This window comes from Polynucleobacter sp. UK-Gri1-W3, from assembly GCF_018881595.1.
Lineage (GTDB): Bacteria > Pseudomonadota > Gammaproteobacteria > Burkholderiales > Burkholderiaceae > Polynucleobacter.
In genome coordinates this window covers 336,948-360,687 of the sequence record NZ_JACVQA010000001.1, presented here as the reverse complement: position 1 = coordinate 360,687, position 23,740 = coordinate 336,948, and the positions used below count along the sequence as shown (strand labels likewise).

At 44.9% G+C, this 23,740-nt stretch carries 20 protein-coding genes and 1 pseudogene; 13 read left to right on the top strand and 8 right to left on the bottom strand.

Translation table 11 applies throughout. The features are described 5' to 3' along the window. Position 1: 1 nt before the first annotated feature. The 4 genes and pseudogenes from yidC to mnmC all read left to right on the top strand — a co-directional run. Positions 2 to 1,669 (top strand): membrane protein insertase YidC, encoded by a 1,668-nt coding sequence (gene yidC, locus ICN36_RS01885; protein ID WP_216226752.1) that lies wholly within the window; start codon positions 2 to 4, stop codon positions 1,667 to 1,669. 42 nt (positions 1,670 to 1,711) lie between these two features. Next, positions 1,712 to 3,073: a tRNA uridine-5-carboxymethylaminomethyl(34) synthesis GTPase MnmE gene (mnmE, locus tag ICN36_RS01880; protein ID WP_216226866.1), complete on the top strand. Its 1,362-nt coding sequence runs from the start codon at positions 1,712 to 1,714 to the stop codon at positions 3,071 to 3,073. 91 nt (positions 3,074 to 3,164) lie between these two features. Then, positions 3,165 to 5,030 carry a phosphoenolpyruvate carboxykinase (GTP) gene (locus ICN36_RS01875; RefSeq protein WP_216226751.1) on the top strand — a complete coding sequence of 622 codons (1,866 nt, stop codon included), beginning with the start codon at positions 3,165 to 3,167 and terminating at the stop codon, positions 5,028 to 5,030. A gap of 48 nt (positions 5,031 to 5,078) precedes the next feature. Beyond that, positions 5,079 to 6,176, top strand: a pseudogene (mnmC, locus tag ICN36_RS11995) (FAD-dependent 5-carboxymethylaminomethyl-2-thiouridine(34) oxidoreductase MnmC); the annotation flags it as partial. On the opposite strand, the gene ICN36_RS01870 reads toward mnmC, so the two are convergent. Further along, entirely contained in the window at positions 6,149 to 8,821 is a 2,673-nt protein-coding gene (locus ICN36_RS01870) for a DNA topoisomerase III (protein ID WP_370623376.1), read from the bottom strand. The pseudogene mnmC and the gene ICN36_RS01870 sit on opposite strands and share 28 nt — an antisense overlap. A gap of 224 nt (positions 8,822 to 9,045) precedes the next feature. Then, positions 9,046 to 9,720, bottom strand: coding sequence for a DNA-processing protein DprA (dprA, locus tag ICN36_RS01865; protein ID WP_216226750.1), 675 nt, complete (start codon positions 9,718 to 9,720; stop codon positions 9,046 to 9,048). Between the two features lie 71 nt (positions 9,721 to 9,791). Between dprA and def the strand changes: the two genes are divergently transcribed. From def to ICN36_RS01830, 7 genes are read left to right on the top strand one after another with little or no spacing between them, the layout of a single operon-like run. Then, positions 9,792 to 10,307 carry a peptide deformylase gene (gene def / locus ICN36_RS01860; RefSeq protein ID WP_216226749.1) on the top strand — a complete coding sequence of 172 codons (516 nt, stop codon included), beginning with the start codon at positions 9,792 to 9,794 and terminating at the stop codon, positions 10,305 to 10,307. A gap of 8 nt (positions 10,308 to 10,315) precedes the next feature. Then, entirely contained in the window at positions 10,316 to 11,314 is a 999-nt protein-coding gene (gene fmt, locus ICN36_RS01855; protein WP_216226748.1) for a methionyl-tRNA formyltransferase, read from the top strand. Between the two features lie 2 nt (positions 11,315 to 11,316). Then, positions 11,317 to 12,183, top strand: coding sequence for a zinc metalloprotease HtpX (htpX, locus tag ICN36_RS01850; protein WP_216226747.1), 867 nt, complete (start codon positions 11,317 to 11,319; stop codon positions 12,181 to 12,183). A gap of 1 nt (position 12,184) precedes the next feature. Further along, positions 12,185 to 13,495 (top strand): 16S rRNA (cytosine(967)-C(5))-methyltransferase RsmB, encoded by a 1,311-nt coding sequence (gene rsmB, locus ICN36_RS01845; RefSeq protein ID WP_216226746.1) that lies wholly within the window; start codon positions 12,185 to 12,187, stop codon positions 13,493 to 13,495. 3 nt (positions 13,496 to 13,498) lie between these two features. Next, a complete protein-coding gene (locus ICN36_RS01840; RefSeq protein WP_255531192.1) occupies positions 13,499 to 14,080 on the top strand; it encodes a DUF4390 domain-containing protein in 582 nt (193 codons plus the stop codon). Then, entirely contained in the window at positions 14,077 to 16,365 is a 2,289-nt protein-coding gene (locus tag ICN36_RS01835) for an ATP-binding protein (protein WP_216226745.1), read from the top strand. Before ICN36_RS01840 ends, ICN36_RS01835 begins: the two co-directional genes overlap by 4 nt. Before the next feature lie 2 nt (positions 16,366 to 16,367). Beyond that, entirely contained in the window at positions 16,368 to 17,051 is a 684-nt protein-coding gene (locus tag ICN36_RS01830; RefSeq protein ID WP_216226744.1) for a response regulator, read from the top strand. Positions 17,052 to 17,405: 354 nt separating this feature from the next. On the opposite strand, the gene ICN36_RS01825 is transcribed toward ICN36_RS01830, so the two are convergent. Continuing rightward, positions 17,406 to 18,389, bottom strand: a complete 984-nt coding sequence (locus ICN36_RS01825; RefSeq protein ID WP_216226743.1) for a tripartite tricarboxylate transporter substrate binding protein — start codon at positions 18,387 to 18,389, stop codon at positions 17,406 to 17,408. A gap of 23 nt (positions 18,390 to 18,412) precedes the next feature. Continuing rightward, on the bottom strand, positions 18,413 to 19,870 hold the full coding sequence (locus ICN36_RS01820; RefSeq protein ID WP_216226742.1) for a sulfatase-like hydrolase/transferase: 1,458 nt from the start codon (positions 19,868 to 19,870) through the stop codon (positions 18,413 to 18,415). A gap of 93 nt (positions 19,871 to 19,963) precedes the next feature. On the opposite strand from ICN36_RS01820, the gene ICN36_RS01815 reads away from it, so the two are divergent. Next, a complete protein-coding gene (locus ICN36_RS01815) occupies positions 19,964 to 20,755 on the top strand; it encodes a GntR family transcriptional regulator (protein WP_216226741.1) in 792 nt (263 codons plus the stop codon). 50 nt (positions 20,756 to 20,805) lie between these two features. Here ICN36_RS01815 and ICN36_RS01810 read toward each other — a convergent pair whose 3' ends face one another. Further along, complete coding sequence (locus tag ICN36_RS01810; RefSeq protein ID WP_216226740.1) at positions 20,806 to 21,231, bottom strand: hypothetical protein; 426 nt, start codon at positions 21,229 to 21,231, stop codon at positions 20,806 to 20,808. 113 nt (positions 21,232 to 21,344) lie between these two features. Here ICN36_RS01810 and ICN36_RS01805 point away from each other — a divergent pair, with 113 nt between their 5' ends. Beyond that, complete coding sequence (locus tag ICN36_RS01805) at positions 21,345 to 22,412, top strand: restriction endonuclease (protein ID WP_216226739.1); 1,068 nt, start codon at positions 21,345 to 21,347, stop codon at positions 22,410 to 22,412. A 153-nt stretch (positions 22,413 to 22,565) separates the two neighbouring features. Here the strand turns inward: ICN36_RS01805 and ICN36_RS01800 are convergent, their stop codons facing one another. Genes ICN36_RS01800 through ICN36_RS01790 form a run of 3 tightly spaced genes read right to left on the bottom strand, consistent with a single transcriptional unit; the run spans position 22,566 to position 23,724 of the window. Beyond that, the gene (locus ICN36_RS01800) at positions 22,566 to 22,994 is read right to left on the bottom strand and encodes a hypothetical protein (protein ID WP_216226738.1); all 429 of its coding nucleotides are present in this window, start codon (positions 22,992 to 22,994) and stop codon (positions 22,566 to 22,568) included. Between the two features lie 11 nt (positions 22,995 to 23,005). Next, positions 23,006 to 23,404, bottom strand: coding sequence for a surface-adhesin E family protein (locus ICN36_RS01795; protein WP_216226737.1), 399 nt, complete (start codon positions 23,402 to 23,404; stop codon positions 23,006 to 23,008). Continuing rightward, positions 23,401 to 23,724: a hypothetical protein gene (locus ICN36_RS01790; RefSeq protein ID WP_216226736.1), complete on the bottom strand. Its 324-nt coding sequence runs from the start codon at positions 23,722 to 23,724 to the stop codon at positions 23,401 to 23,403. Before ICN36_RS01790 ends, ICN36_RS01795 begins: the two co-directional genes overlap by 4 nt. Positions 23,725 to 23,740 lie beyond the last annotated feature (16 nt).

Sequence of the window (23,740 nt, the reverse complement as noted above, 5' to 3'; positions counted from 1 at the left end):
AATGGACTTTAAAAAAACAATTCTTTGGGCAGTATTCTCGATGTCGGGTCTCATGCTCTACAACAATTGGCAGGTTCATGAGGGCAAGCCATCCTTGTTTGGTGGGGCTCCAGCCGTTGTTGCTTCATCAAACGATAAAGCGACCCCACCTAAGGTTGACACCCCTGCGGCAATAGCAGGCACACCCATTGCTCAGGCGCCCAACTCTAAAGCAATAACAAATGAGAGTGCTGAAAAATTTGTTTTGTCAAACGACCTTCTTTCATTGGAGATCAGCTCTGCGGGCGCAAACGTTGTTGGTGCGAAATTATTAAAAGAACTAACCGCAGATCAAAAACCTGTAGAAATTTTTCAACACACACCCACCCACACCTATGTAGCTCGTTCAGGTTTGGTGGCTGTTGGCAATGCGGATTTGCCAAACCATACCAGCACATTTAAGCTTGATCGCTCAGGTAAAGATGGATCTGGTAGGCCGTTTTTGGTTCTTTCCGCCGAGCGCAACGGTGTGAAATTAGAAAAAACATTTCTCCTTAATCCCCAAAGTTACGATGTTTATGTTGGACATCGGGTTACACAGGTGGCGGCAAATGGCGCCCCACTGAGTTTGTATACAGAGATTGTGCGAGATGGCTCCCAGGAGCAAAAAATTGGACCTTTTGGAGGCGCTTTTTCTGCAAGCACTTTTACTGGTCCAGCAATTTATACCGATGGGGATAAGTTTAAAAAGATCCCATTTACAGATATAGAGAAAAATAAATTTACTGCACCCGCACAGATATCGGCTGGACAGCCTGGCTGGATTGCTATGGTTCAACACTACTTCGCTAGTGCATGGATTCCGGATGACAAATTACCGCGAGACATCTACTCAGGAAGAATCGATAGTGATTTGTACCGAGTTGGAATGCAGACACAGTTAGGCTCAATTCCAACGGGAACTACATTAATTGCCAATGCGCAGTTATTTGTTGGCCCACAAGAAGAGCGCATGTTGGAAACCATAGCCCCTGGACTTGAGCTGCTTAAAGACTATGGCTATTTAACTATTCTTGCCAAACCTATTTTTTGGTTACTAGAGCACATTCACAATATTGCTGGCAACTGGGGTTGGTCTATTATTTTGTTGACCATCTTAATCAAATTGGTTTTCTTCCCCCTATCCGCTGCTAGCTACAAATCAATGGCTCGCATGAAGGAAGTGCAGCCACGCTTGGCAGCCATGAAGGAGCAGTACAAGGGCGAACCACAAAAGCTCAATCAAGCCATGATGGAGATGTATCGCAAAGAAAAGATAAACCCGTTGGGTGGGTGCTTACCGGTTGTGATTCAGATTCCGGTGTTTATTTCGCTATATTGGGTTTTGTTGTCATCGGTTGAGATGCGTGGTGCACCATGGATTTTGTGGATTCATGACCTCTCAGTCCCTGATCCGTACTATATTCTGCCAGTCATTATGGCCGTCTCAATGTTTGTACAAACTAAACTAAACCCAACGCCTCCAGATCCAATTCAGGCAAAAGTAATGATGTACATGCCGATTGTCTTTTCAATCATGTTCTTTTTCTTTCCTGCTGGCTTGGTTTTATATTGGGTTACTAATAACCTTCTGTCTATTGCGCAACAGTGGCAGATTAATCAGATGTTTGGAAAAAAGCCCGCCAAGTAATTTGCGTGCCGCATAAAAGCTTGTAATAAATAGACAGCAATGATGACGAGAAAATTGCCAATCATTGCTGTCGCTACCGCACCTGGCAAGGCTGGCGTTGGCATCGTTCGTATTAGCGGACAAAGTTTGAGAGGCCTTGCAAGCGCCCTCTTTCAAAAAAATCTTTCCCCGAGACAGGCGAATCTTTTAACCTTATCTGATGAACATGGTCAAGCCATTGATCAACTCATTGCAATTTATTTTGTTGGTCCAGCCTCTTTTACGGGCGAAGATATTTTGGAGCTTCAGTGTCATGGCGGCCCCCAGCTTCTTGAGTTGGTGATGAAACGTTGCCTCGAGCTAGGCAAAGATGAGGGGTTAGTTATTGCAGAGCCAGGCGAATTTACCCTGCGCGCTTATCTAAACAACAAGATTGACTTAACTCAGGCAGAGGCAATTGCCGATTTAATTGATGCACAAAGCGAGGCTGCTGTGCGCGGCGCGGCGCGTTCTTTACAGGGCGCCTTTTCTGATGACATCAATAATTTGGTCGAAGAAATCACCCAACTTAGGATACTGGTTGAGTCAACCCTAGACTTCCCCGAAGAAGAAATCGAATTTCTAGAAAACGCGCAAGCACGTCAGCGCCTAACTGCGGTCAAAGAAAAATTACAGGCCTTGCGCGCAGGCGCTAAGCAGGGAAAAATTTTGCGCGATGGTATACAGCTTGTGCTTGCTGGGGCGCCTAATGTTGGAAAAAGCTCCTTACTGAATCGTTTGGCCGGTGAGGATGTGGCTATCGTCACTCCTATTGCGGGAACAACCCGAGATCGCGTTAAAGAAAGCATCACCATCGAAGGTGTACCTATGCACATTATTGATACGGCGGGCTTGCGCGATACAACGGATGTTGTAGAGGCAAAGGGCATAGAGAGGTCTTGGGATGCAATTCGTTTGGCGGATTTAGTGATTTTTTTGACTGATTCTCGGGCGGGCGCGCAACAAGATGACCTAAAAAACCAGATTTTGAAACAATTACCCCCAAAATGCGCAGTACTCGAGGTTATTAATAAGGTAGATTTGCTGCAGGAGTCGTCAAAAAAAGCAAAAGAGGAGGCTTTATTCATTTCAGCTAAAACCGGGGCTGGAGTTGAGGAATTAAAGCGAAGGATTTTGGAGCTTGTGGGCTGGGCCGGACCTCAGGAGGGTGCAATTTTGGCTCGCAGAAGGCATCTAGACTGTATTGAGCGAGCAGCCGAGCACATTGAAAAATCAGAGCAATTTGCAGCAAATGGCAACAATTCACTTGAATTATTCGCAGAAGAGCTCTCTTTGGCTCAAAAACACCTCGGTGAAATTACCGGAAAACTCCTTCCAGACGATCTTTTAGGCAAAATCTTCAGCCAATTCTGTATTGGTAAGTAAAGGGTTTGGGTTGTGCAGGTTCCGGGGGTAAAAAATCACCCAAAATGATAAAATTATTGGATTAAAAAATTCAATCTTTATAGGGAAACATATGACTTCAACTACCGGCGGCCAGATTAATGTAAATGCGCCAGCTTACGTAAAAAATAAGCGTTTAATTGAGTGGGTTGGCGAAGTGGCCACCCTTACCAAGCCAGATGCTATTCACTGGTGTGATGGTTCGCAAGCCGAGTACGACGAGCTATGCGAGTTGTTGGTTAAAGCGGGCGTATTTAAGCGTCTTAACTCTGCTAAACGTAAAAATTCATTTTTAGCGCTATCTGATCCTGAGGATGTAGCGCGTGTTGAAGATCGCACATTTATTTGTTCGGCAAAGAAAGAAGATGCTGGCCCAACAAACAACTGGGTTGAGCCAAGCGAAATGCGTGCAACATTGAACCCATTGTTCGATGGTTGCATGCGCGGTAGAACAATGTATGTCGTGCCGTTTTCAATGGGTCCAATTGGCTCACCAATCGCTCACATTGGCGTTGAATTGTCTGACAGTCCTTACGTTGCTATCAATATGCGCCTCATGACTCGTATGGGTAAAGCGGTGATTGATCAGCTTGGTGCTGATGGCGAGTTTGTTCCTTGTATTCACACGGTTGGTAAGCCTTTAGCTGCTGGCGAAAAAGATGTTGCGTGGCCTAACAATAAGAACAAATATATTGTTCACTACCCAGAAACCCGCGAGATTTGGTCTTTTGGTTCAGGCTACGGCGGCAACGCATTGTTGGGTAAAAAATGTTTTGCATTGCGTATCGCATCCAATATGGGTCGCGAGCAGGGCTGGTTGGCTGAGCATATGTTGATCTTGGGCGTTACTTCACCCGAGGGCAAGAAATATCACATCGCAGCTGCATTCCCATCTGCATGTGGCAAAACAAACTTCTCCATGATGATTCCTCCAGCAGGATTTGAAGGTTGGAAAGTAACCACCATTGGTGATGACATTGCATGGATCAAGCCACGCAAAGATCCCGTTACAGGTAAAACCCGTTTGTTTGCAATCAACCCAGAGTCTGGTTACTTTGGCGTAGCTCCTGGAACAAACCGTCAAACAAACCAAAACTGTATTGACTCTCTCAATCAAGATGTAATTTTCACTAACGTTGGTTTAACTGATGATGGTGATGTTTGGTGGGAAGGCTTGACTGAAACGCCTCCAGCACATTTGATTGATTGGCAAGGCAAAGACTGGACTCCTGCTGATGGAGCCGCTGGTCGTAAGGCTGCACATCCAAACTCACGCTTTACAGTTGCTGCAACTAACAACCCAGCGGTTGATCCGAACTGGGATGATCCTGCAGGCGTTCCAATCGATGCATTCTTGTTTGGCGGTCGCCGTTCAAATACCGTGCCTTTGGTTAGCGAGGCGCGCGATTGGGTTGAAGGCGTTTACATGGCCGCAACATTGGGTTCAGAAACTACTGCAGCGATTACAGGACAAATTGGCGTTGTACGTCGTGACCCATTTGCAATGATTGCATTTGCTGGTTACAACATGAGCGACTACTTCCAGCATTGGCTTAACATTGGTAAAAAGCTTGAGGCCGAAGGCGCAGTATTGCCGAAGATCTACTGTGTGAACTGGTTCCGCAAAGATGAGAACGGCAAATTCGTATGGCCTGGTTTCGGTGAAAACATGCGCGTGCTTTCTTGGATTTTGGGTCGCGCAGAAGGTAAGGCAAGCGGCAAAGAAACTCCGTTTGGTATTACCCCAGAGTACAGCGATATGCATTGGGGTGGTCTCGACTATTCTGCAGAAAAGTTTACTAAAGCCATCACTGTTGGAATTGATGATTGGAAGAATGAGCTTAAGTTGCATACAGAATTGTTCGAACACCTTGGTGATCGCTTGCCAAAAGAGATGAAAGAAACTCGTTCCAAGATTGAACAACGCTTGAATGCATAAGCCATTAAAGCCTTTTGTAGCAACCAACGTTTTATCTAGATTTATTCAATGACCGAACCCCAACACCATGACATAGTGGTGATTGGGGCAGGCATTTGTGGTGCAGCCATCACAAATGAATTACTCGAGCGCGGCAAAGATGTTTGCATTATTGATGCCGCCTCTTCTCCAGCTACCGCCTGCTCAAGCCATGCATACGCTATTGCGCATCCCCATATCGGCAAAGGCGCACCCCGCTTATTGCGTTTAACGCGCATTGCATTTCTACTAGCCGAAGCGCGCTGGCAAGATGTTTGGCAACAGCATGGAATCTTTCAGCCGACCAAAAAAGACAAAGCTTTCGATCATGCAGAAGTAACTAATCATCTTCGTTCATTGGGGCTTGATCAGGACATGGCTATTGCTATGGACGCTCAAGAGGCAGTAAAAGTTTGTGGAATTAAGCAAAGCGGAGTTTGGTTGCCGCGCGGCGCCGGCTTAAATTTGCCTGAAGCAAGCAAGCGCTTGTTACAAGATCATGAGCGTCTAACCTGTCTGTGGAGTACGCGAGTTGAGCGTCTAGAGACTCACGGCAATCGATGGCATTTACTCAACGCTTCAGGCCAAATGATCGCTACTGCAAATAAGGTTGTGGTGGCTTGCGCCATGGAGGCCAAAGCCTTAATGGGCACTATCGGTATTCGTTTGCCCTTAAGGCCGGTCCGCGGCCAACTGAGTATTTTTAAGATCAAAGAAGATTCAGAAGGTAGCCCTTGGATTGAAAAGCTACCCAAAGTTGGCATCTCCGGTGATGGGTATTGCCTGCCTGCTGAACGGCTTGATGACGTTAGCTATCAATGGATTGTTGGCTCAAGCTTTGATGAAGGTGAGGATGATCTTGCCCCAAGAGAGGCGAGTGATGATTTCAATCGCGATCAAGCGAGGAGTTTATTGAATTATCCAGAAGGCAATCTTCGCTCACTAACAAAGGCTGGAGAGTTTGTTGGCGTTCGCTGTGTTGCCGGAGATCGTTTACCAATCATTGGTGCACTTACTCAGCGCCCAGGAATATTTTTAGCCACAGCCCTGGGGTCGCGAGGAATTTTGTGGTCCGCTCTAGCGGCAAAGCTGATTGCAGCTCAACTGCTAGAGGATGATTTTGCTTTGCTTGCGCGCTTTGGCTTTGCTGCAGACTTGGTCGCTGCGCTAGCGCCAGCACGTTTCTTTGCGGGGGCCGCACCTTCAGCTTTAGGGGCTTTGGCTTCAAATTCAAAACCAATTTTTCCAGCAGAATCTAAGGCTAAATAGGCCTTAAAGCCACGCCCAGTACGGTTTGACTTAAAGTTGGTTAGAAGATCTGTTTTACCTTCTTTCAATAACTTTTGAACCTGCTCTGCTGAAACCTCTTGCTGTAAAACAACTTTTCCAGTTTTGAAATCACATGATTTACTAGGGCCAGTATTGTTTTCGCAAACATAGCGCATACCATCTTCATACACTGCACCAGAGCACTTTGGACAAACACCCAATGCCAGACGTCCTGTGAAATCAACAGCTTCCGTTTCGTCATCTTGTGTATTGCCAAAATCAAACTCAAGCTTAAACCCAGCATTCGGATAATCTTTATCGTCCTCCGGGATTTCGCTTAACTTAATAATGGCAGCGAATGGGCGCCCCATTTTGCTACGGAATCCTTGTAAGGGTCCAATGGTTTTTTCACGCAATAACTCTTCAACCTCGGGATATTCAAAGGCACGTCCGCCAGGGGTCTTGCTGATGGTAAAGCCACACTTTTCACAAGCAAAGCGGCGATAGTTCTCTTTAACTGGGCCCTTGCAGTGTGGGCATGGCGTGGTCATTGTGGCGTAGTCGCCGGGAATAGTATCGCTATCGTATTCTTTGGCACGCTTGACGATGCGCTGAGTCATTTGCGCAATCTCTTGCATGAAGGTGTCGCGATTCATCTTGCCCTGCTCGATGAGTGACAACTTATTCTCCCAACTACCGGTTAGGTCGGGACGCGTTAATTCTTCAACATCAAGGCCTCGCAATAATGTCATCAACTGAAATGCTTTTGCAGTTGGAATCAACTCACGGGCTTCGCGCACCATGTATTTTTCAGCAAGCAGACCTTCGATGATTGCAGCACGTGTTGCAGGTGTGCCCAAGCCTTTTTCAGCCATAGCTTCGCGCATCTCATCGTCATCAACCCATTTTCCGGCACTCTCCATCGCAGAGAGCAAGGTTGCTTCCGTATAGCGTGCAGGAGGCTTAGTTTTTAAAGGCACGGCGACAATAGATTCGGCTTGTACTAACTCGCCCTCTTGAACTGGGACTAGCTCATCATCTGCTTGATTGGATTTGCCGTATACGGTTAACCAACCAGGGTTTACAAGGACTCGGCCTTCAGTTTTGAAGTGGTGTCCAGAAACCTCGCCAATACGCGTTGTGACACGAAATTCTGCGGCAGGATAAAACACCGCTAAAAAGCGACGTACAACCAAGTCATACAGCTTTGCTTCAGGCTCACTTAAGGTTTTCGGCGTTTCTAATGTTGGAATGATCGCAAAGTGATCAGAAATTTTAGAGTTATCAAAAATTCGTTTGTTTGGTTTGACCCAGCCATAGCCTGTTTTAGCTTTTGGATCTTTTGGATCGCCTTTAAGAATTTGCTTAGCAAAAGCACGATAGTCTTGCGAATTCTCGGCAAGATTCTCCATGGTTTGCTTGACGGTATCGAGGTAGTCTTCCGGCAGTGCTTTTGCATCGGTACGCGGATAAGTTAATACTTTATGACGCTCATATAAAGCTTGCGCAAGACCTAATGTATTTTTTGCAGAGAAGCCAAAGCGAGCATTTGCCTCGCGCTGCAAGCTTGTTAAATCAAATAACTGAGGAGCAAGCTGTGTGGCGGGCTTAGCTTCTTCGGTGACGTTTGCTTTTTTGCCGCGACATGCAGCCACAATGCTTTGCGCTGCTGCCTCGCTCCACAATCGGTTCTCACGTGCGTCGGGTTCGGTAACATCTTTTTTAAATTTGGGGTCAAACCAGCGGCCTTCGTAGATACCGGCAGCAGCGATAAATTCAGCTTTTACTTCCCAATAATCTTTAGAGACAAACTTACGAATCAGCTCTTCACGTTCCACCACAATAGAAAGTGTTGGAGTTTGTACGCGGCCCACTGTCGTTAAGAAGAAGCCGCCGCTCTTGCTATTAAAAGCCGTCATGGCACGCGTACCATTGATGCCGACCAACCAGTCTGCCTCTGACCGGCAACGTGCAGCATCAGCAAGTGGCTTCATGTCTTCATCGGAGCGCAAGCTCGTAAAGCCTTCGCGAATTGCTGCTGGCGTCATTGATTGCAGCCATAGGCGTTTAATAGATTGCGATGCTTTTGCATGTTGCGCAATTAAGCGGAAAATTAACTCACCCTCACGCCCCGCGTCGCAGGCATTAATGAGGCCGGTAACATCTTTACGCTTAATAAGTTTTTGTAAGACCTTGAGGCGCGACTCAGTTTTTGCGATTGGACGCAAATCAAAATAAGGGGGCACTACAGGCAAATTAGCAAACGACCATTTGCCGCGCTTTACATCAAACTCTTCAGGGGCGGCAATTTCTAATAAATGACCCACCGCAGAAGAGATTAGGAATTCATCGCTCTCAAAATAATCTTCATATTTCGTAAATCCGCCCAAAGCCTTGGCAATGTCATTGGCTACAGAAGGCTTCTCTGCAATGATGAGCGTCTTGGGGTGATCCCCGGCGGTAGTCTTTGAGCTGCTTTTTTTGGTAGTTGCTTTAGTTGCCACGCGTTTTGCCTAAATTTGAGCTAGAAATGATGTTTTTTTTGGATAAAACGGATGGCCAATTTAAACCAAAATCAGGCCTGACCAACGACTTACCCCTTTTTTATTATTAACCGATAAATTAAGAAAAGTCCAAAAACCCCTATTTTTTGCTATTTTTGGGCAGGTTGATATCACGATTTTTCGGCATAAAACCCTCTTTTAGGCCATTTAAATGCAGTTTTTGCTTAAAAACAAAGCTCCTCAAGAACATCGCTAGGCCTAAAGGCTAGCTTTGCCCCTTGCTGAATAAGCAGATGGCAGCCAGCAGAATTGACGCTATGGATAGGCCCTGGAAGCGCAAATACCTCCCTGCCAAGATCTGCCGCTAAGCGAGCAGTGATTAAGGACCCCGATTTTTCTGCTGCCTCTACCACCACCACACCCGCCGCAAGCGCAGCAATGATGCGATTGCGCCTGGGAAAATGCCAGGGTTTTGGCCCCACCCCCAGGGGAAATTCTGATATCAAAAGGCCCTGCTGACTAATGGCCTTGAATAGGGCAAAGTTTTGGCGTGGGTAAACAACATCCAAGCCCGTGCCCAGTATGGCTGCGGTGTAGTGGTTGGGCCCGTTCTCAATAGTGGCTAGGTGGGCAGCACTATCAATGCCTTTTGCAAGGCCAGAAACGATCATCACACCTGTTTTTGAGAGCGCTTGAGCAAACAGGCGGGCATTTTTCAGACCCTCTAGGCTGGCGCTTCTAGAGCCTACGATGGCAATCATTGGCATTTTTAAAAGGCCAATATCGCCATATATATAGAGTGAGGCTGGTGGGTCGTATAAATCCTGGAGGCGGAGTGGGTATTGAGGGCTTCCACGATCGATTTGGGTAATGGGTTTTGGCGTAGGTGGTATTTGCATAAAACAATTTTGTCTTGTGGGGAAATTAGATCAATCAGGACAGACTGATAGCTCTGTTGGATAATTCTTATATGGCTTTATTAACCGTCCTTTGTTATCCAGACCCCCGCTTGCATAAGGTTGCCAAACCTGTTGCGCAGGTTGATACGCGTATTCAGAAAATTGTTGCCGACATGGCAGAGACTATGTATGAAGCACCTGGCGTTGGGCTAGCAGCAACCCAGGTAGATGTTCATGAGCGCATTGTGGTGATTGATGTATCTGACGAACAAAATGAATTGATGGTTTTCATCAACCCAGAAATTATTTGGGCAAGCACTGAAACTAAATCCTGGCGCGAAGGCTGTTTATCCGTTCCCGAGTTTTATGATGAAGTAGAAAGGCCTGCAGAGATCCGAGTGAAAGCCTTGGATGTTAACGGCAAAGAATTTGAGATTGACGCCGATGGTTTGTTAGCCGTTTGTCTGCAGCATGAGTTAGATCATTTGCAGGGAAAAGTATTTGTTGAGTACCTATCAATCCTCAAGCGCACTCGTATCTCACAAAAAATGAAGAAGCGCGCTAAAGAGTTAGAGAGTCAGCGCTAAGCGCACCAATGAAGATTGTCTTTGCTGGAACTCCTGAGTTTGCTGCGCAAGCAATGCGCGCTATCTTTGATGCTGGTCATGAAGTTGTATTGGCCTTAACGCAGCCTGATCGTCGAGCTGGCAGAGGTATGCACTTGCAAGCTAGCCCTGTTAAAGAGTTTGCCTTACAAAATAGCATTCCGGTGTTACAGCCAGAAACATTGAGGCGTAACAGCAGCGATCCGCAAAAACAAGCTCAGGCACAGGCTGCTTATGAGCGTCTATCCTCCATCGAGTTTGACGCTATGGTAGTAGTTGCTTACGGCTTGATCTTGCCTCAAGAAATTTTGGACATTAGCGAGAGGGCCGGCAGACACGGTAGCTTTAATATTCACGCATCATTGCTTCCTCGTTGGCGAGGCGCCGCACCAATTCAGCGAGCCATTGAATCAGGCGACTCAAAAACGGGTGTTTGCATTATGCAAATGGACGCTGGCTTAGATACTGGGGATACCGTTTTAGTTGCAGAACTTGAAATTGCTAAAGATGAAAATAGTGCAAGCTTGCATGATCGATTAGCGCACCTCGGCTCTAAGCTCATTGTTGATGTTTTAAATGAGTTACAGCAAGGCAAAAAATTAACCCGAGTGCCACAAGAAACAAACGGTATTACTTATGCAGAAAAAATACTGAAGAGCGAGGCTGAGATTGATTGGACGCTGAGCGCCAAAGAAATTGATCTACGTATTCGGGCCTTTAATCCCTTTCCAGGGGCAAGCAGCAATTGCAATGGGACTGCAATAAAGTTTTGGAATTCCGGGGTTGCAGAAAATCAAGATGTAGGCTCATCCGGTAATGCAGGCGATGTCCTGGGGGTTAGCGGTGATAGCGTATATATTCAGTGTGGTGAAGGTGTTCTCGAGGTTTTTGAAATGCAAAAACCTGGTGGAAAAAAAATAGACGCCAAAACATGCCTGCAGTCGATAGGCAGTGGTGAAAAATTGTTGCGCTTTGAAGCAAAGGAGTAGAAATGTTTAATTTTGCAAAGACTGCAGTTTTGATGGCGGCAATTACTGCTCTATTTATTGTGGTTGGCGGAATGTTAGGTGGTGAGCAGGGCATGTTGCTAGCATTGCTCATGGCTGTTGGTATGAACTTTTTTAGCTATTGGTTTTCTGACACCATGGTCTTGAAAATGACCAATGCGCAGCAGGTTGACGAAAGATCAGCGCCCCAGTTTTATGGCCTAGTTAAAGAGTTATCGGAAAAGGCTGGCCTGCCAATGCCCAAAGTATTCTTGATTGACGAGGACGCTCCTAATGCCTTTGCAACTGGTCGCAACCCAGACAATGCTTCTGTTGCCGCAACCACAGGCATCCTGAAAATTCTCTCTAATCGTGAATTGCGTGGCGTAATGGCGCATGAGTTGGCGCATGTTCGTCATCGTGATATTTTGATTTCGACTATTGCCGCTACTATGGCCGGAGCCATTTCGGCATTGGCCAATTTTGCTATGTTCTTTGGCGGACGCGACTCAGAGGGGCGTCCCAACAATCCAATTGCTAGCTTGATGGTGGCAATTTTGGCACCGATAGCCGCAAGCTTGATTCAAATGAGTATTTCGCGTGCAAGGGAGTATGAGGCTGATCGAGGTGGTGCAGAAATTAGCTCTGATCCCGAAGCGCTTGCGCACGCATTAGAGAAGATTCATAACTATGCGCAAGGCATCCCGTTTCAAGCCGTTGAACAACATCCTGAAACAGCGCAGATGATGATTCTTAATCCTTTAAGTGGCAGCGGTCTTGCGCAACTTTTTTCTACTCACCCGCCTACTGAAGAGCGTGTTGCACGCTTAATGAGTATGGCCAAAAACGGGACTTATCCCGGAGCAAATTAATTTGACTGATCAAAAAACACCACGCAGTCTCCCGCTTTCTGAAGCAATCACGATTGCTGCACAAGCGATTAGCGAGGTGATGAGCGGAAGATCGCTTACGGAAGTTTTGGACCAATTAGAGGCTCACGAGAGGCCGATTGTCCAGAGTTTGACATTCGATGCTCTTCGTAAATGGGTGCGCTCACATGAATTGATTAAGCAATTTATCCCAAAGACGCCCCCTCCTGAAGTTGATCATCTATTGAGCGTTGCAATTGCTTTATTTTTACAAGATACAACTGAGGGTAAAGGCTATCCGGCCCACACGATCGTTGATCAGTCAGTAAAGGCATGCGGTGAATATGACCCTACTATGTATGCCAAAGGTTTGGTGAATGCAGTTCTGCGTAAGGTAAGTCTATTGGTTCAGCCGCCAGAGGGTGAGAAACGCTTTCCACCCGATCCAATTCCAATGTACGTACCCGCATGGTGGCGAGCAAATCTTAAGCGTAATTATTCCAAGGCGTGGCAATCCATTTTGTTTCAACAGGCCAAGCGTGCGCCATTAATTTTGCGCGTTAACCAAAAGCAATACACGCGTGAGCAATACCAAACTCTATTGTCTGAGAATGGAATTTCATCTAAGCCAATAGATGAGCTGGCAGGCATTCAATTAAATTCCGCTCTCTTATTGCCTGAAGCAGTACCCGTGTCTGACCTACCTGGTTTTTATAGCGGCGCCTTATCTGTTCAGGACGCAGGCGCGCAAGTAGCTGCTGTCTTATTAAACCCTCAGGAGGGAGACTTGGTGCTTGATGCTTGCGCCGCTCCTGGCGGAAAAACAGCGCATCTATTGGAGCTTGCAGATTGTTCAATGAGGGCCCTAGAGTTAGATGGAGAGCGAATCGGGAAAATTGGTGGGAACTTAGATCGCTTGCGTTTGCACTCTGAAAAGGTGCAGGTTTTACGTGGGGATGCTTCAAAAGGTGCGTGGTGGGATGGTGTTCTTTTTGACAAAATTCTGCTGGATGCCCCCTGTTCAGCGTCTGGAATAGTCTCTCGCCATCCCGACATTCCGTTCCTTAGGCGCGAAGCAGACATCAGGGCTCTTCAAGAAAGGCAGCGAGCGATTTTGCAGCAAGCATGGAAAATGCTCAAAGCTGGAGGCGATCTCTTATACGTCACTTGCTCAATATTTCCCGAAGAAGGGGAGGAGCAGGCAATTTGGTTTGCTGAGCAATATCCCGATGCAGTACGATTAGGCGCTCCAGGCCAGCTTTTGCCTGGAGAGTTAAATGATGGTTTTTACTATGCTTTGTTTAAGAAAAAATAGGCTATGAGCCGAAGCGTTAAACAATTCCTCTTTTTGTTCTTGATGGTGTTGGGTATTTTTTCAACAACCGTTAATGCAGAAGGCATCAAGCTTAAATCCTTTGAGTTAGAGAAGGCGGATAACGACTGGCTTCTTAATGCTTCTTTTCAGATTGAGCTATCCCCAGGATTAGAGGATGCCGTTCAAAAAGGCGTGGTTTTATATTTCCAAACAGAGTTTGATTTAATAAGATCGCGTTGGTATTGGTTTGATGAAAAACCCGCACTAGTACAAAGGCAAACACGCTTGTCTTATCAGCCGCTGACACAGCAGTATCGAATTGCCTCAGAAGGCTTTACCTTTTCTGCCAAAACGATGTCTGAAGCATTGCAAGCGGTAGGTAGTATTGGTGGGTGGAGGGTGATGGAAGGCTCTCAGTTAGATCCCAGCAAATTATATACAGCTAGCATGCGCATGAGTTTGGATCTTAGTAAGCTACCAAAACCATTCCAGGTAAACGCGCTGAACAATCGCGATTGGAATGTATCAAGCGATTGGTATCGTTTTCCATTCTCTTCGACCGGTCCCAATCTAATTAAGCGATGAGATCGATAGCGGCCATGCTAGACCCAGGCTTTTTTACATCTAAAGCTTGGAGCAAAAAAATAATTCCGGTCACGATTGGAATTATTGGCGCCTTTGCCTTACTGCTTTTGGTTCTATTGGCCATTGCCTCATCCAACACAGAATTTTTTGATAACTACTTTATTTGGCTATACGCCGCTAATGTGGTGATTGGAATTTGCCTAACTTTAGTTATCTTGATTTTGGTGGCTGTAATTGCCGTGCGATGGTATCGAGGGCACTTTGGCACTCGATTGATTGCAAAGTTGGCCATGATTTTTGCTTTGGTTGGCATTGTCCCTGGTTTAATTTTGTATGGGGTTTCTTTGCAGTTCGTGTCTCGCAGTATTGAGTCTTGGTTTGACGTAAAGGTAGAAACGGCGCTTAACTCCGGCTTGGAGTTGGGGCGCGTTACATTACGAGTGGCCCAAGAAGAAATTTTGGGTGAGGGAAACTTCATAGCTGAACAGATTGTGCAAATCCCTTCGGGCACAACGTCTGAGCAGGTTGCCGTCACTGTTATGAAAATTCGCAATCAATTTGGTATTCAGGAGGTTAGCCTCTTTAACATCCAGCGTAATTTGATCTTTACGAGCGAGGTAAAGCCAAAAAAATATTTCCCTGCCCCTAGTGCTGATGTAGTTGCAGAAGCGTTCAGGAAGAAAGGGCTTACCTTTCTGGATCAAGTGGAGATGGATGGTGGACAGCGGGGCTATCGAGTCAGAGCCATTGTTCCAATTGTTCGTAAAAAGTCTAACAACAGCAAAGATGCAGAAGATAAATATTTCTTGCAGTTAGTTCGCTATATTCCAGTCCCGCTCGCTAAGAATATTTATGCAGTTGAATCTGCATACAGCGAATATCAAGAGAAGTCTTTGGGGCGCACCGGTCTGCGTAAGATGTTTGTCGGCACATTAACGTTGACTCTTTTCTTTGCGGTATTTGTAGCGATTACTTTGGCTCTCATGTTGGGTAGACAGCTCGCTCGACCTCTGTTGATGCTTTTAAGGGGCACCCAGGCTGTTGCACAAGGCGATTTGTCTCCCAAGCCAGAGCTTGATACTGGCGATGAGCTTGGCATGCTTACGCGGCAATTTAATGTCATGACCAGGCAGTTGGCAGATACGCGTACATCTCTACAGGAGTCCAAGGCATTCTTAGAGCGTGTATTGGGAAGTCTTACTGCGGGCGTATGTATTTTTGATAAAAATTACAACGTTGTTTCTAGCAATGCAGGTGCAGACAGAATCTTTAAGCAAGACCTTACTCACCTTGATGGCAAACCCCTTAGTAGCAATCCTGCTTTGCAGGAATTTGAGGCGGCTATTAGAGAGGGCTTTGCAACTATGAAGCTCGCAGTAGTTGGAGAGGGCGAGCAAAAATCTACACAAAACAATGCGCCGGTGTGGCAAAAACAAATTCAATTGCACAGTACAAATGAATTTGAAAATGAACTGGGCGTTACTTTATTTGTGCGCGGCACGGAGCTTACCGGTGATTTGCGTATGGTGGTCTTTGACGACATTACCGACGTGGTGAGCGCGCAAAGATCGATTGCGTGGAGTGAAGTAGCAAGACGCCTTGCGCATGAAATTAAGAACCCTTTAACCCCAATTCAGCTCTCAGCCGAAAGATTGCAACATAAACTTGCAGGCAAATTGAGCCCAGAACAAGAAGAAATGATCAATCGCAGCACTGAAACCATTATTGGACAGGTGCAGGCCATGAAAGAAATGGTTAATGATTTTAGAGATTTTGCCAAGACGCCAACGCCGCAACTAAAACCAGTCTCGATTAATACCCTGACTACAGAAATTTTGGGTCTTTACGAGGGTAGCCCCTTGAAAACACGGTTAGATCCAAATTGTCCAGAAATCATGGGCGACCCTACGCAGCTAAGACAAGTTATTCATAACTTATTACAAAATGCCCAAGATGCCACGCTAGAAGGGCCCCGTCCCAGCAGTCCTGTAGAGGTTAAAACGGAGTTAGTGCCGTATGGTGAGCACAATGGCGTAGTTCAAAACGCTGTGCGATTAACAATAAGTGATAGTGGTATTGGATTTCCAGCTAAGATATTGGCAAGAGCATTTGAACCTTATGTCACTACAAAGAGCAAAGGTACGGGATTGGGTTTGGCGGTGGTCAAGAAAATCATTGATGACCATGCTGCAAGAATTGAAATCCGGAACCGCATGCAGGGCGAAGAAGTGGTTGGTGCGCAAGTGTCGATATTGTTTATGAATCTAGCAAAAGAGGCGGCCTAATAATGGCTAGTATTTTGGTTGTTGATGACGAGATGGGAATTCGTGAGCTTCTCAATGAGATCCTCACTGATGAAGGTCATACCGTCTACTCTGCAGAGAGCGCCATTCAGGCACGTACTATTCGTGAGCAAATGCGCCCTGACCTTGTCTTGCTAGATATTTGGATGCCCGACACTGATGGCATTACTTTATTAAAAGAGTGGTCGAACACGGGCCAGCTCACGATGCCTGTAGTGATGATGTCTGGCCACGCAACAATTGATACTGCTGTTGAGGCTACGCGTATTGGCGCACTCAACTTTTTAGAAAAGCCAATCGCCTTACAAAAACTTTTGAAGACGGTCAGTAAGGCTTTAGAGAGTTCCCCTAAGTATGTGGAGCCAGAACAAGAGCGCGCCGTGCAGTCAAGCTCAAGCGCAATGGCCGCACCAAAGCATGTTGCTGTAGAACCTGCGCACACACAAACTGAAGGCGAGTTCATCAGTGGAATTGCAAAAACCTATTACGATCTCCCTCTAAGAGAGGCAAGAGATTTGTTTGAGAAAGCGTATTTTGAACACCAAATGCAAATCATGGGCGGCAGCATGACCAAGATTTCAGAGTACACCGGCTTAGAAAGAACACACTTGTATCGCAAGCTAAAGGCCCTAGGAATTGATACTTCCCGCAATAAGGGCGAAAGCTAAAAGCCCATTTAATAGGGGTAGCCGGTCCGAAGGTTTCAGAAAAATCAGCTATATAGGGACCCCTTAGGGAAATTTGATGAAACCCTAAGCCAATTCGTTATAATCCTCAGTCTTGGCTTGGTAGCTCAGTCGGTAGAGCAGAGGATTGAAAACGTAGGATAGAGGACTAAAACAGTTCTGCACATTGGGTCTAAGCTGGTTGCGACCTACCGCCCTACAAGCACCGAATTCATTGGCTCTGAGCGGTTTCCTATATCCCCGAGTTGGCATCCGCAGCGTCGTTTTGGCCAATTAATTTATGTTCGATTCATAACAATAAAATTCAGCGTCTAGTTGCGGGACGCTGATAAATTTTTATTCGTTCATCTTGATATTACGATCGGTGGCAATCTTGGAATAGGTCGTATATTCCTGCTTCAAAAATTCAGAAAATTCTTTAGGCGAGCTGCCAATCGGCTCTACACCCTGCGAGAGTAACTTATCCCGAATTGCAGGTTCTTTAACAATCTTAGCGGTTGCCGAAGCTAGTTTATTTGTAATTTCATTAGGCGTTTTGGCAGGAACAAAAAGTCCCATCCAATTAGTAAACCTATACCCCTTCATACCAGGCTGTTCAGCTACCGTCAGAACGTCAGGCATTGCAGCAGACCTTTTTTCACTTGTGACCGCAAGGATTGTAATTTTCCCATTTTTTGCGTGAGCAATTGTTGGCGGCATTCCTACGATCGCTATTGGAATTTGCCCACCTAGCACATCTGCTGTTGCTGGAGCAGCCCCTTTGTAAGGGATATGCAAAATATCAATTCCAGCAATAGCATTTAATGATTCACCAGCAAATTGCATTGAACTGCCATTGCCCGGTGTTCCATAAGAATACTTTCCAGGGTTAGCTTTTGCTAAAACAATAAACTCGTTTAGATTTTTGGCGGGAACGCTTGGGTGCGCTGCAATTACTAGAGGCGTTTCCCCGATTAAGGAGATAGGAATTAAATCAACTTTTGAATCATAGGGTACTTTTTGACCTGCACTAGGTCCAACCACAACTTCTGCAGGTGACGCTATTAAAAGGGTATATCCATCAGGCGCACTTTTAGCAACTAGATCGGCCCCAATAGCGCCTGAGGCGCCTGCTTTATTTTCTACTAAGACGGTGGTGTTGAGAATTTCACCGAGTCTTTGTGCATACGTTCTCGCTACACCATCCACTCCGCCTCCAGGAGGATAAGGGACAATAATTTTTATTGGCCTTTCGGGCCATGGGGCGCCCAACGCAGGAGTAATTAGTAAAAAGCTAGTCAATAGCGAGGTAGTAAATTTCAATACCAGATTCGTTTGCATCTCTTCTCCAATCAATTTTCGTATTAAAGGAAGTCTGCTGCAGCGCCAGGTGCTGGAGTAAATCCAATATCCCCACGGGCAATCACAGCCTCTCGCCCGCCATTTGCTGCTAAATTTTCAGCCTGTCTTGCTTTGGCCCTTCTGTCAGTCTCATCAGGATCGCAAACACTCAGAAGTTTTAAGTGACACTCACTAAGAATATGTTTGTAATCTGGGTTCTGCCCAAGATCCGTTGTTTCATTTGGATCGCTTTCAAGATCAAACAATTGAGCTGGGTACTTTGCGTAATATACATATTTCCATTTGCCATTTCTAATGGCATAGGCCCCAGTTGTAGAGCCCATACCGTGATATTCGGAAAGTACAGTTCTGTCGGGCTTGTAACCATTTGCAATATCAAACAGTGATACCCCTAGATGACCATCTTTAACGGAATTAAAATTAATTCCAACCCCTTCAAGAATGGTTGGGAAGCAATCTACGTGACTTACCGGCGTTTCAATACGAAGCCCTTTTGGAACATCTGGGCCAGCCATAATTAAGGGCACACCTGCAATTTCTTCAAACATCGTTGATTTGCCCCACAGACCGCGAGCACCTAAGTTGTCTCCGTGATCACTTGTGTAAATTATGTTGGTATTGTCTGCAAAGCCAAGATCTTGCAAGGTAGTCAGGATCTTTCCCACATTCTCATCTAGATAGGAAACTAAACCAAAGTAGCCGCATAGAGCGCGCTTGACTTGGTCTTCATTTTCAAAGTAGTCGTCATAACAAAATGAATTCCTGTAATCCTCTAAATAAGGATGATTGGGGCGCTCTTCCCGCGCATACATTAATGGCATTGGTAATTCTTTGCCCCAGTATTTGTAATAATGTTCTGGGGGCGCTGTTAGTGGAAAGTGTGGCGCTACAAACGAAACAAAAAGAACCCAGGGCTTATCTACAGCCCGCTCTTTGGTTGCCTGCTCATGTAACCAGATTTGGGCTTTGGAGCAAATTTCTTTATCGTAGAACGTGTATTGTGATTCTCCTGGCCCAGCTAACGCTGCCATTTTTTTTGAGCCGCCACGCTTAGGCAGATCGTCGCGCACAAGTCCGAGCAAGTCCCCTTTTCCCTTGAGAATATGCATAGGAATTTGTTCTTCAGTAAAGCCATGATCTTCTTCGTATTCACGAAAATGTAGTTTTCCAATTGAGGTTACGTTAAACCCCTGGTCTCTGATAATGTGATGCCAGGAGGGAATTGAGCCATCGTATGCATCAGCGTTATCCCAAAATCCAATTTGATTGATGTATTTTCCAGTTGCAAATCCTGCTCGAGCAGGTATGCAAACAGGACTAGTTGTGTAAGTGTGCTCAAAAACGGTCCCCGTCTTTGCAAGAGCATCTAGATTTGGGGTTTGTATGATTGGGTGGCCAGATTTTCCAAGAACCTTTGGATTGTGTTCGTCCGACATGATGACGAGAAAATTATTTGCCATACAACTCCTATCTTTAACCAGTTGAAATTCTATTAAATACTATATTACTATATAGTAATAGTTAAATGAGCCAATGATGGCTAAAATAGTCTGATGAGTAAATCACCTGATCTAAAAGAGTTCTTAGCAGTTTTAAATAAGCATTCACGCCCAGGAGTGCCCAAATATATTGCGCTGCGGGATGCGATTATCGACATGGCATCAAGTGGTGTATGGCCATCTGGAATGCGCCTAATGACTGAAGCGCGGTGGGCCCAAGAGTTACCTATTTCACTTGGAACAATTCAGCGTGCATTTAGGATGTTGGTTGAAGATGGCGTAATCCTACGTCGCCAGGGGGCGGGATCATTCTTGGCCAGTGGTGATTTGGGCAGGATGCATGCTCCATTGCATTGTAGGTTTATTGACGACTCTGGTCGTTCATATTTACCCGTTTATTCCACAGTGATATCTAGAGAGCTGGCTCACGGTGAAGGAGTGTGGACTGAACATGTGGGCAAAAAAGATACCTACAAGATAGATCGCATTCTTGATATTGGAAATGAATTCTTTGCTTACAGTTCTTTCTGGATTAATGTTCACAAATTTACGGAGTTCAAAAAGTTATCACTTAAAAAGTTATCAGGTGAAAATTTTAAAGAAATCATATGGAATAACACCCATCAACCAGTAGGCAGGCTTATTCAGCATCTTGAAATAAAGTTGCCATCTAAAGATATTCAGCAAAGATTAAAAATTAAAACAGGCATCATGTGTCAATTTTTGCAAGTGTTTGCATATATTGGCCAGAATCAACCTCTGTACTATCAAGAAATATGGATTCCACCAAATTCCAGAAAACTAGATTTGGCTTCTGATGGCCGTGATAAAGGTCTCTATAGATAGAGGATGGTTAATTGCTTGTTCCAAACGGAACAAATTAAGTCGGCGTCTAGTTACGGGACGCTCGATAAAGTATCACCGCTCTGTTCTTCTTGAATTCTTGTCCCCCAAGTTTCTGAAAGTTTTTTATATTCAGAATAGATATGCCTATCTTTAATTCTTGAGGCTATAAAAAAATCTTCTACACATTTCTGTTCGAGCGGCTTGCAATATAGTTCCCAATAAGAGCTATAAACAAGTTCATTATCAAAGGCCTTCTTGTTCACTAGCAAGGCCATTTGCTCAAGTCTATTCAAGAATAATTTAATTACCTTTTGATCGGCATCATTTGCTTGAATTAGCTCCCACTGCTCCCTTAAGACGTCAGCATGCCTATCCATGTAAGCAATCGTTTCTCTATAGGCAGCTACTTCAGAGTCTTTATTTAGTTTTATGTAGAAGGTGATTATCCCAATGATGATTGCTGCAGCCGAAAGCATAAAGACTCCCCATGTGTTTCGTTAATCTTCCCACCTTTAGGTGTGCTGGGCAACCCTATGCATTAAGAATGGGTTAAGGTATAAACTGATAAAAATAATAACGAGGTAACAAAATGGCAATTTGGCTAATTCGAGCAGGCAAGTATGGAGAACATGAGGATAGATTCCTTAATGACAACCGTATATACCTAACTTGGGGTGGTTTGGAAGCCATCGATTTAGCTGTAGCTAAAGATTACGAACAGGTTAAAGAAATCATTCAAGCCAACTATCAAGGCGAGCCATCAAGAAAGATAGGTAATTGGTCTGGCCAAATTTGGGCATTTACCTTGGCAATGAAAGATAAGGATTGGGTTGTGATGCCCAAAAAAGGTAAAGGCACAATCGCGCTTGCGGAAATCCAATCTCCTTATAAGTACGATCAATCAGCTGATTATGACTATCGACACTTCCGCGAGGTTCGTTGGTTAAATCAAGATGTACCTAGGGGGGCTTTTGATCAAGATTTGCTCTATTCCATGGGGGCGTTTCTGACTGTATGCGAAATTAAGAGAAATAATGCCGAGGCAAGGATCAGGGCAATGTTTAAGAATGGTTTTGATAACCCAATTGCAAACATAACAATTACTCAAGCACCGCCGACAACTGGTAAGCAAGCTCAGAATGAAGCAGTAGAAGAGGTGGAAGAGACTGGCAATTTCGACATTGAGCAATACACAAGAGACTTAATTGCCAAATTCATTATTCAAAAATTTAAGGGCCATGGTTTAGCAAGATTGGTAGATGCGGTATTGAAAGCGCAGGGCTATACAACCTACTTAAGCCCCGAAGGCCCTGACAAGGGAATTGATATTCTTGCCGCCAAAGGATCATTAGGTTTTGAAAGCCCAAAGATTTGTGTACAGGTTAAGTCTGGCGATGTCCCATCAGATAGGCCAGAGCTCACTCAACTCATTGGAGCGATTCAGAATTCACAAGCCGAAAAAGGATTGTTTGTATCGTGGTCAGGTTTTAAGTCTTCTGTATATCGGGAGGTCCCATCCCAATTCTTTAAGGTAAGGCTATGGGATGCAAACGATCTGATTGAGCAAATTTTAGAGAATTACGAAAATCTAGATCAAACAATCAAATCAGAATTGCCATTAAAGAGAATCTGGACCTTAGTGGATGGCGAAGATTAAAACTGTTGTAGTCGAATAACCAAACAATCAGCTTTCATCCTCATTCCATCAAGCCTCGATAGATAGAGGATTAGTTATTGTCTGTTCCAAATAGAACAAATTTATTAGGCGTCTAGTTACGGGACGCCTATTTAGTAAATTTGAGCTTGTGGATCATTTGCAGCTGCCCGAGATCGACTCACCCCATCTGAATCCTATAAAAGGGCTTTCATCCCCATTCTTATATGCAGGATAGTCATTGATTTGCAAATACAAGATTGATGGGTTTGGCCCGAATCTAGTAATTAGTCTAAAAGCATTTCCTCCGTTACCGTTGCTCAAAATTTCAGTCTTGATTGCATTGGCGCTTTGATTGCTAACTATCTCTCCAATTACTGTGCCAGTAATTTTATCAACTGTAAATTTGGTGCCAATATATGAAGAGAGCATGCCATTTTTTCCTTTATTAACATTGGTGGCATAGTCCATATCCCCTGCATTTGTTACTTCGCCTGCATACTTAACTACACAAGAGTAAGAGGTGTTGCCAGCATAGGAATTTGTGACAATGAATACCAAAATCACGGCTAATAGTTTTTTCATGGTCATACCCCTTAATTAGGCGAAGCTTTGCAAACAAAATCAAATAATGCGTTATCAACTGAGCCCGGTGTAATTAGATTCCAGGGGTGGTTTCCAGTCAAATCAATATGTACTAAATCACCAGTAGCAAAAGATTTGTTGTAATCAAAAATATTAAGGTTCTTATATTTCTTATTTTGACAATCCACAAGCATTTGAATTTTTGATGAGAGCAGGATGATATTGCCAGCTATCAATGGTTTGGAGTAGTTTTCCAATTCCCAATACCTCACCATATTCCCATCTCTAATAATGTTGGTTGGATCATAGAAGAAGGTTGTGCCGGTTTCTGATGTAACGGCCGCATTCCACAACTCTGCATTGGCGTTTATCGCTACCAATAGAAGAATGGCAGCAACAAAGCATTTCACGGCTTTGACCGTTCTGCCAACTTTTTTCTTTTGAATCTGTTGTAACCAAGCGCAATGATGGCTAGAAGAAGACCAACACGACGCACATTTTTATCGGCAAAAAAGGCTGAAATGTTATCTGTAATGTCGCCTTTTGAAGCAGGTTTTAGATTTGGATTAATTGGCGGGCTTGAGTTGGTGTCTGAATGTGCGGTTCCGAGATCCAATAATGGCTTACCAGTTGGCTCACTCTGACTGTAAGGCTGAGTTTGGGGCTGGGAATATGCGGGCACAGCAAAATTGCACATGAGGACTGCTAGGGCAAAAAATAGATATTTCATGGTGCGTCCAATTAAT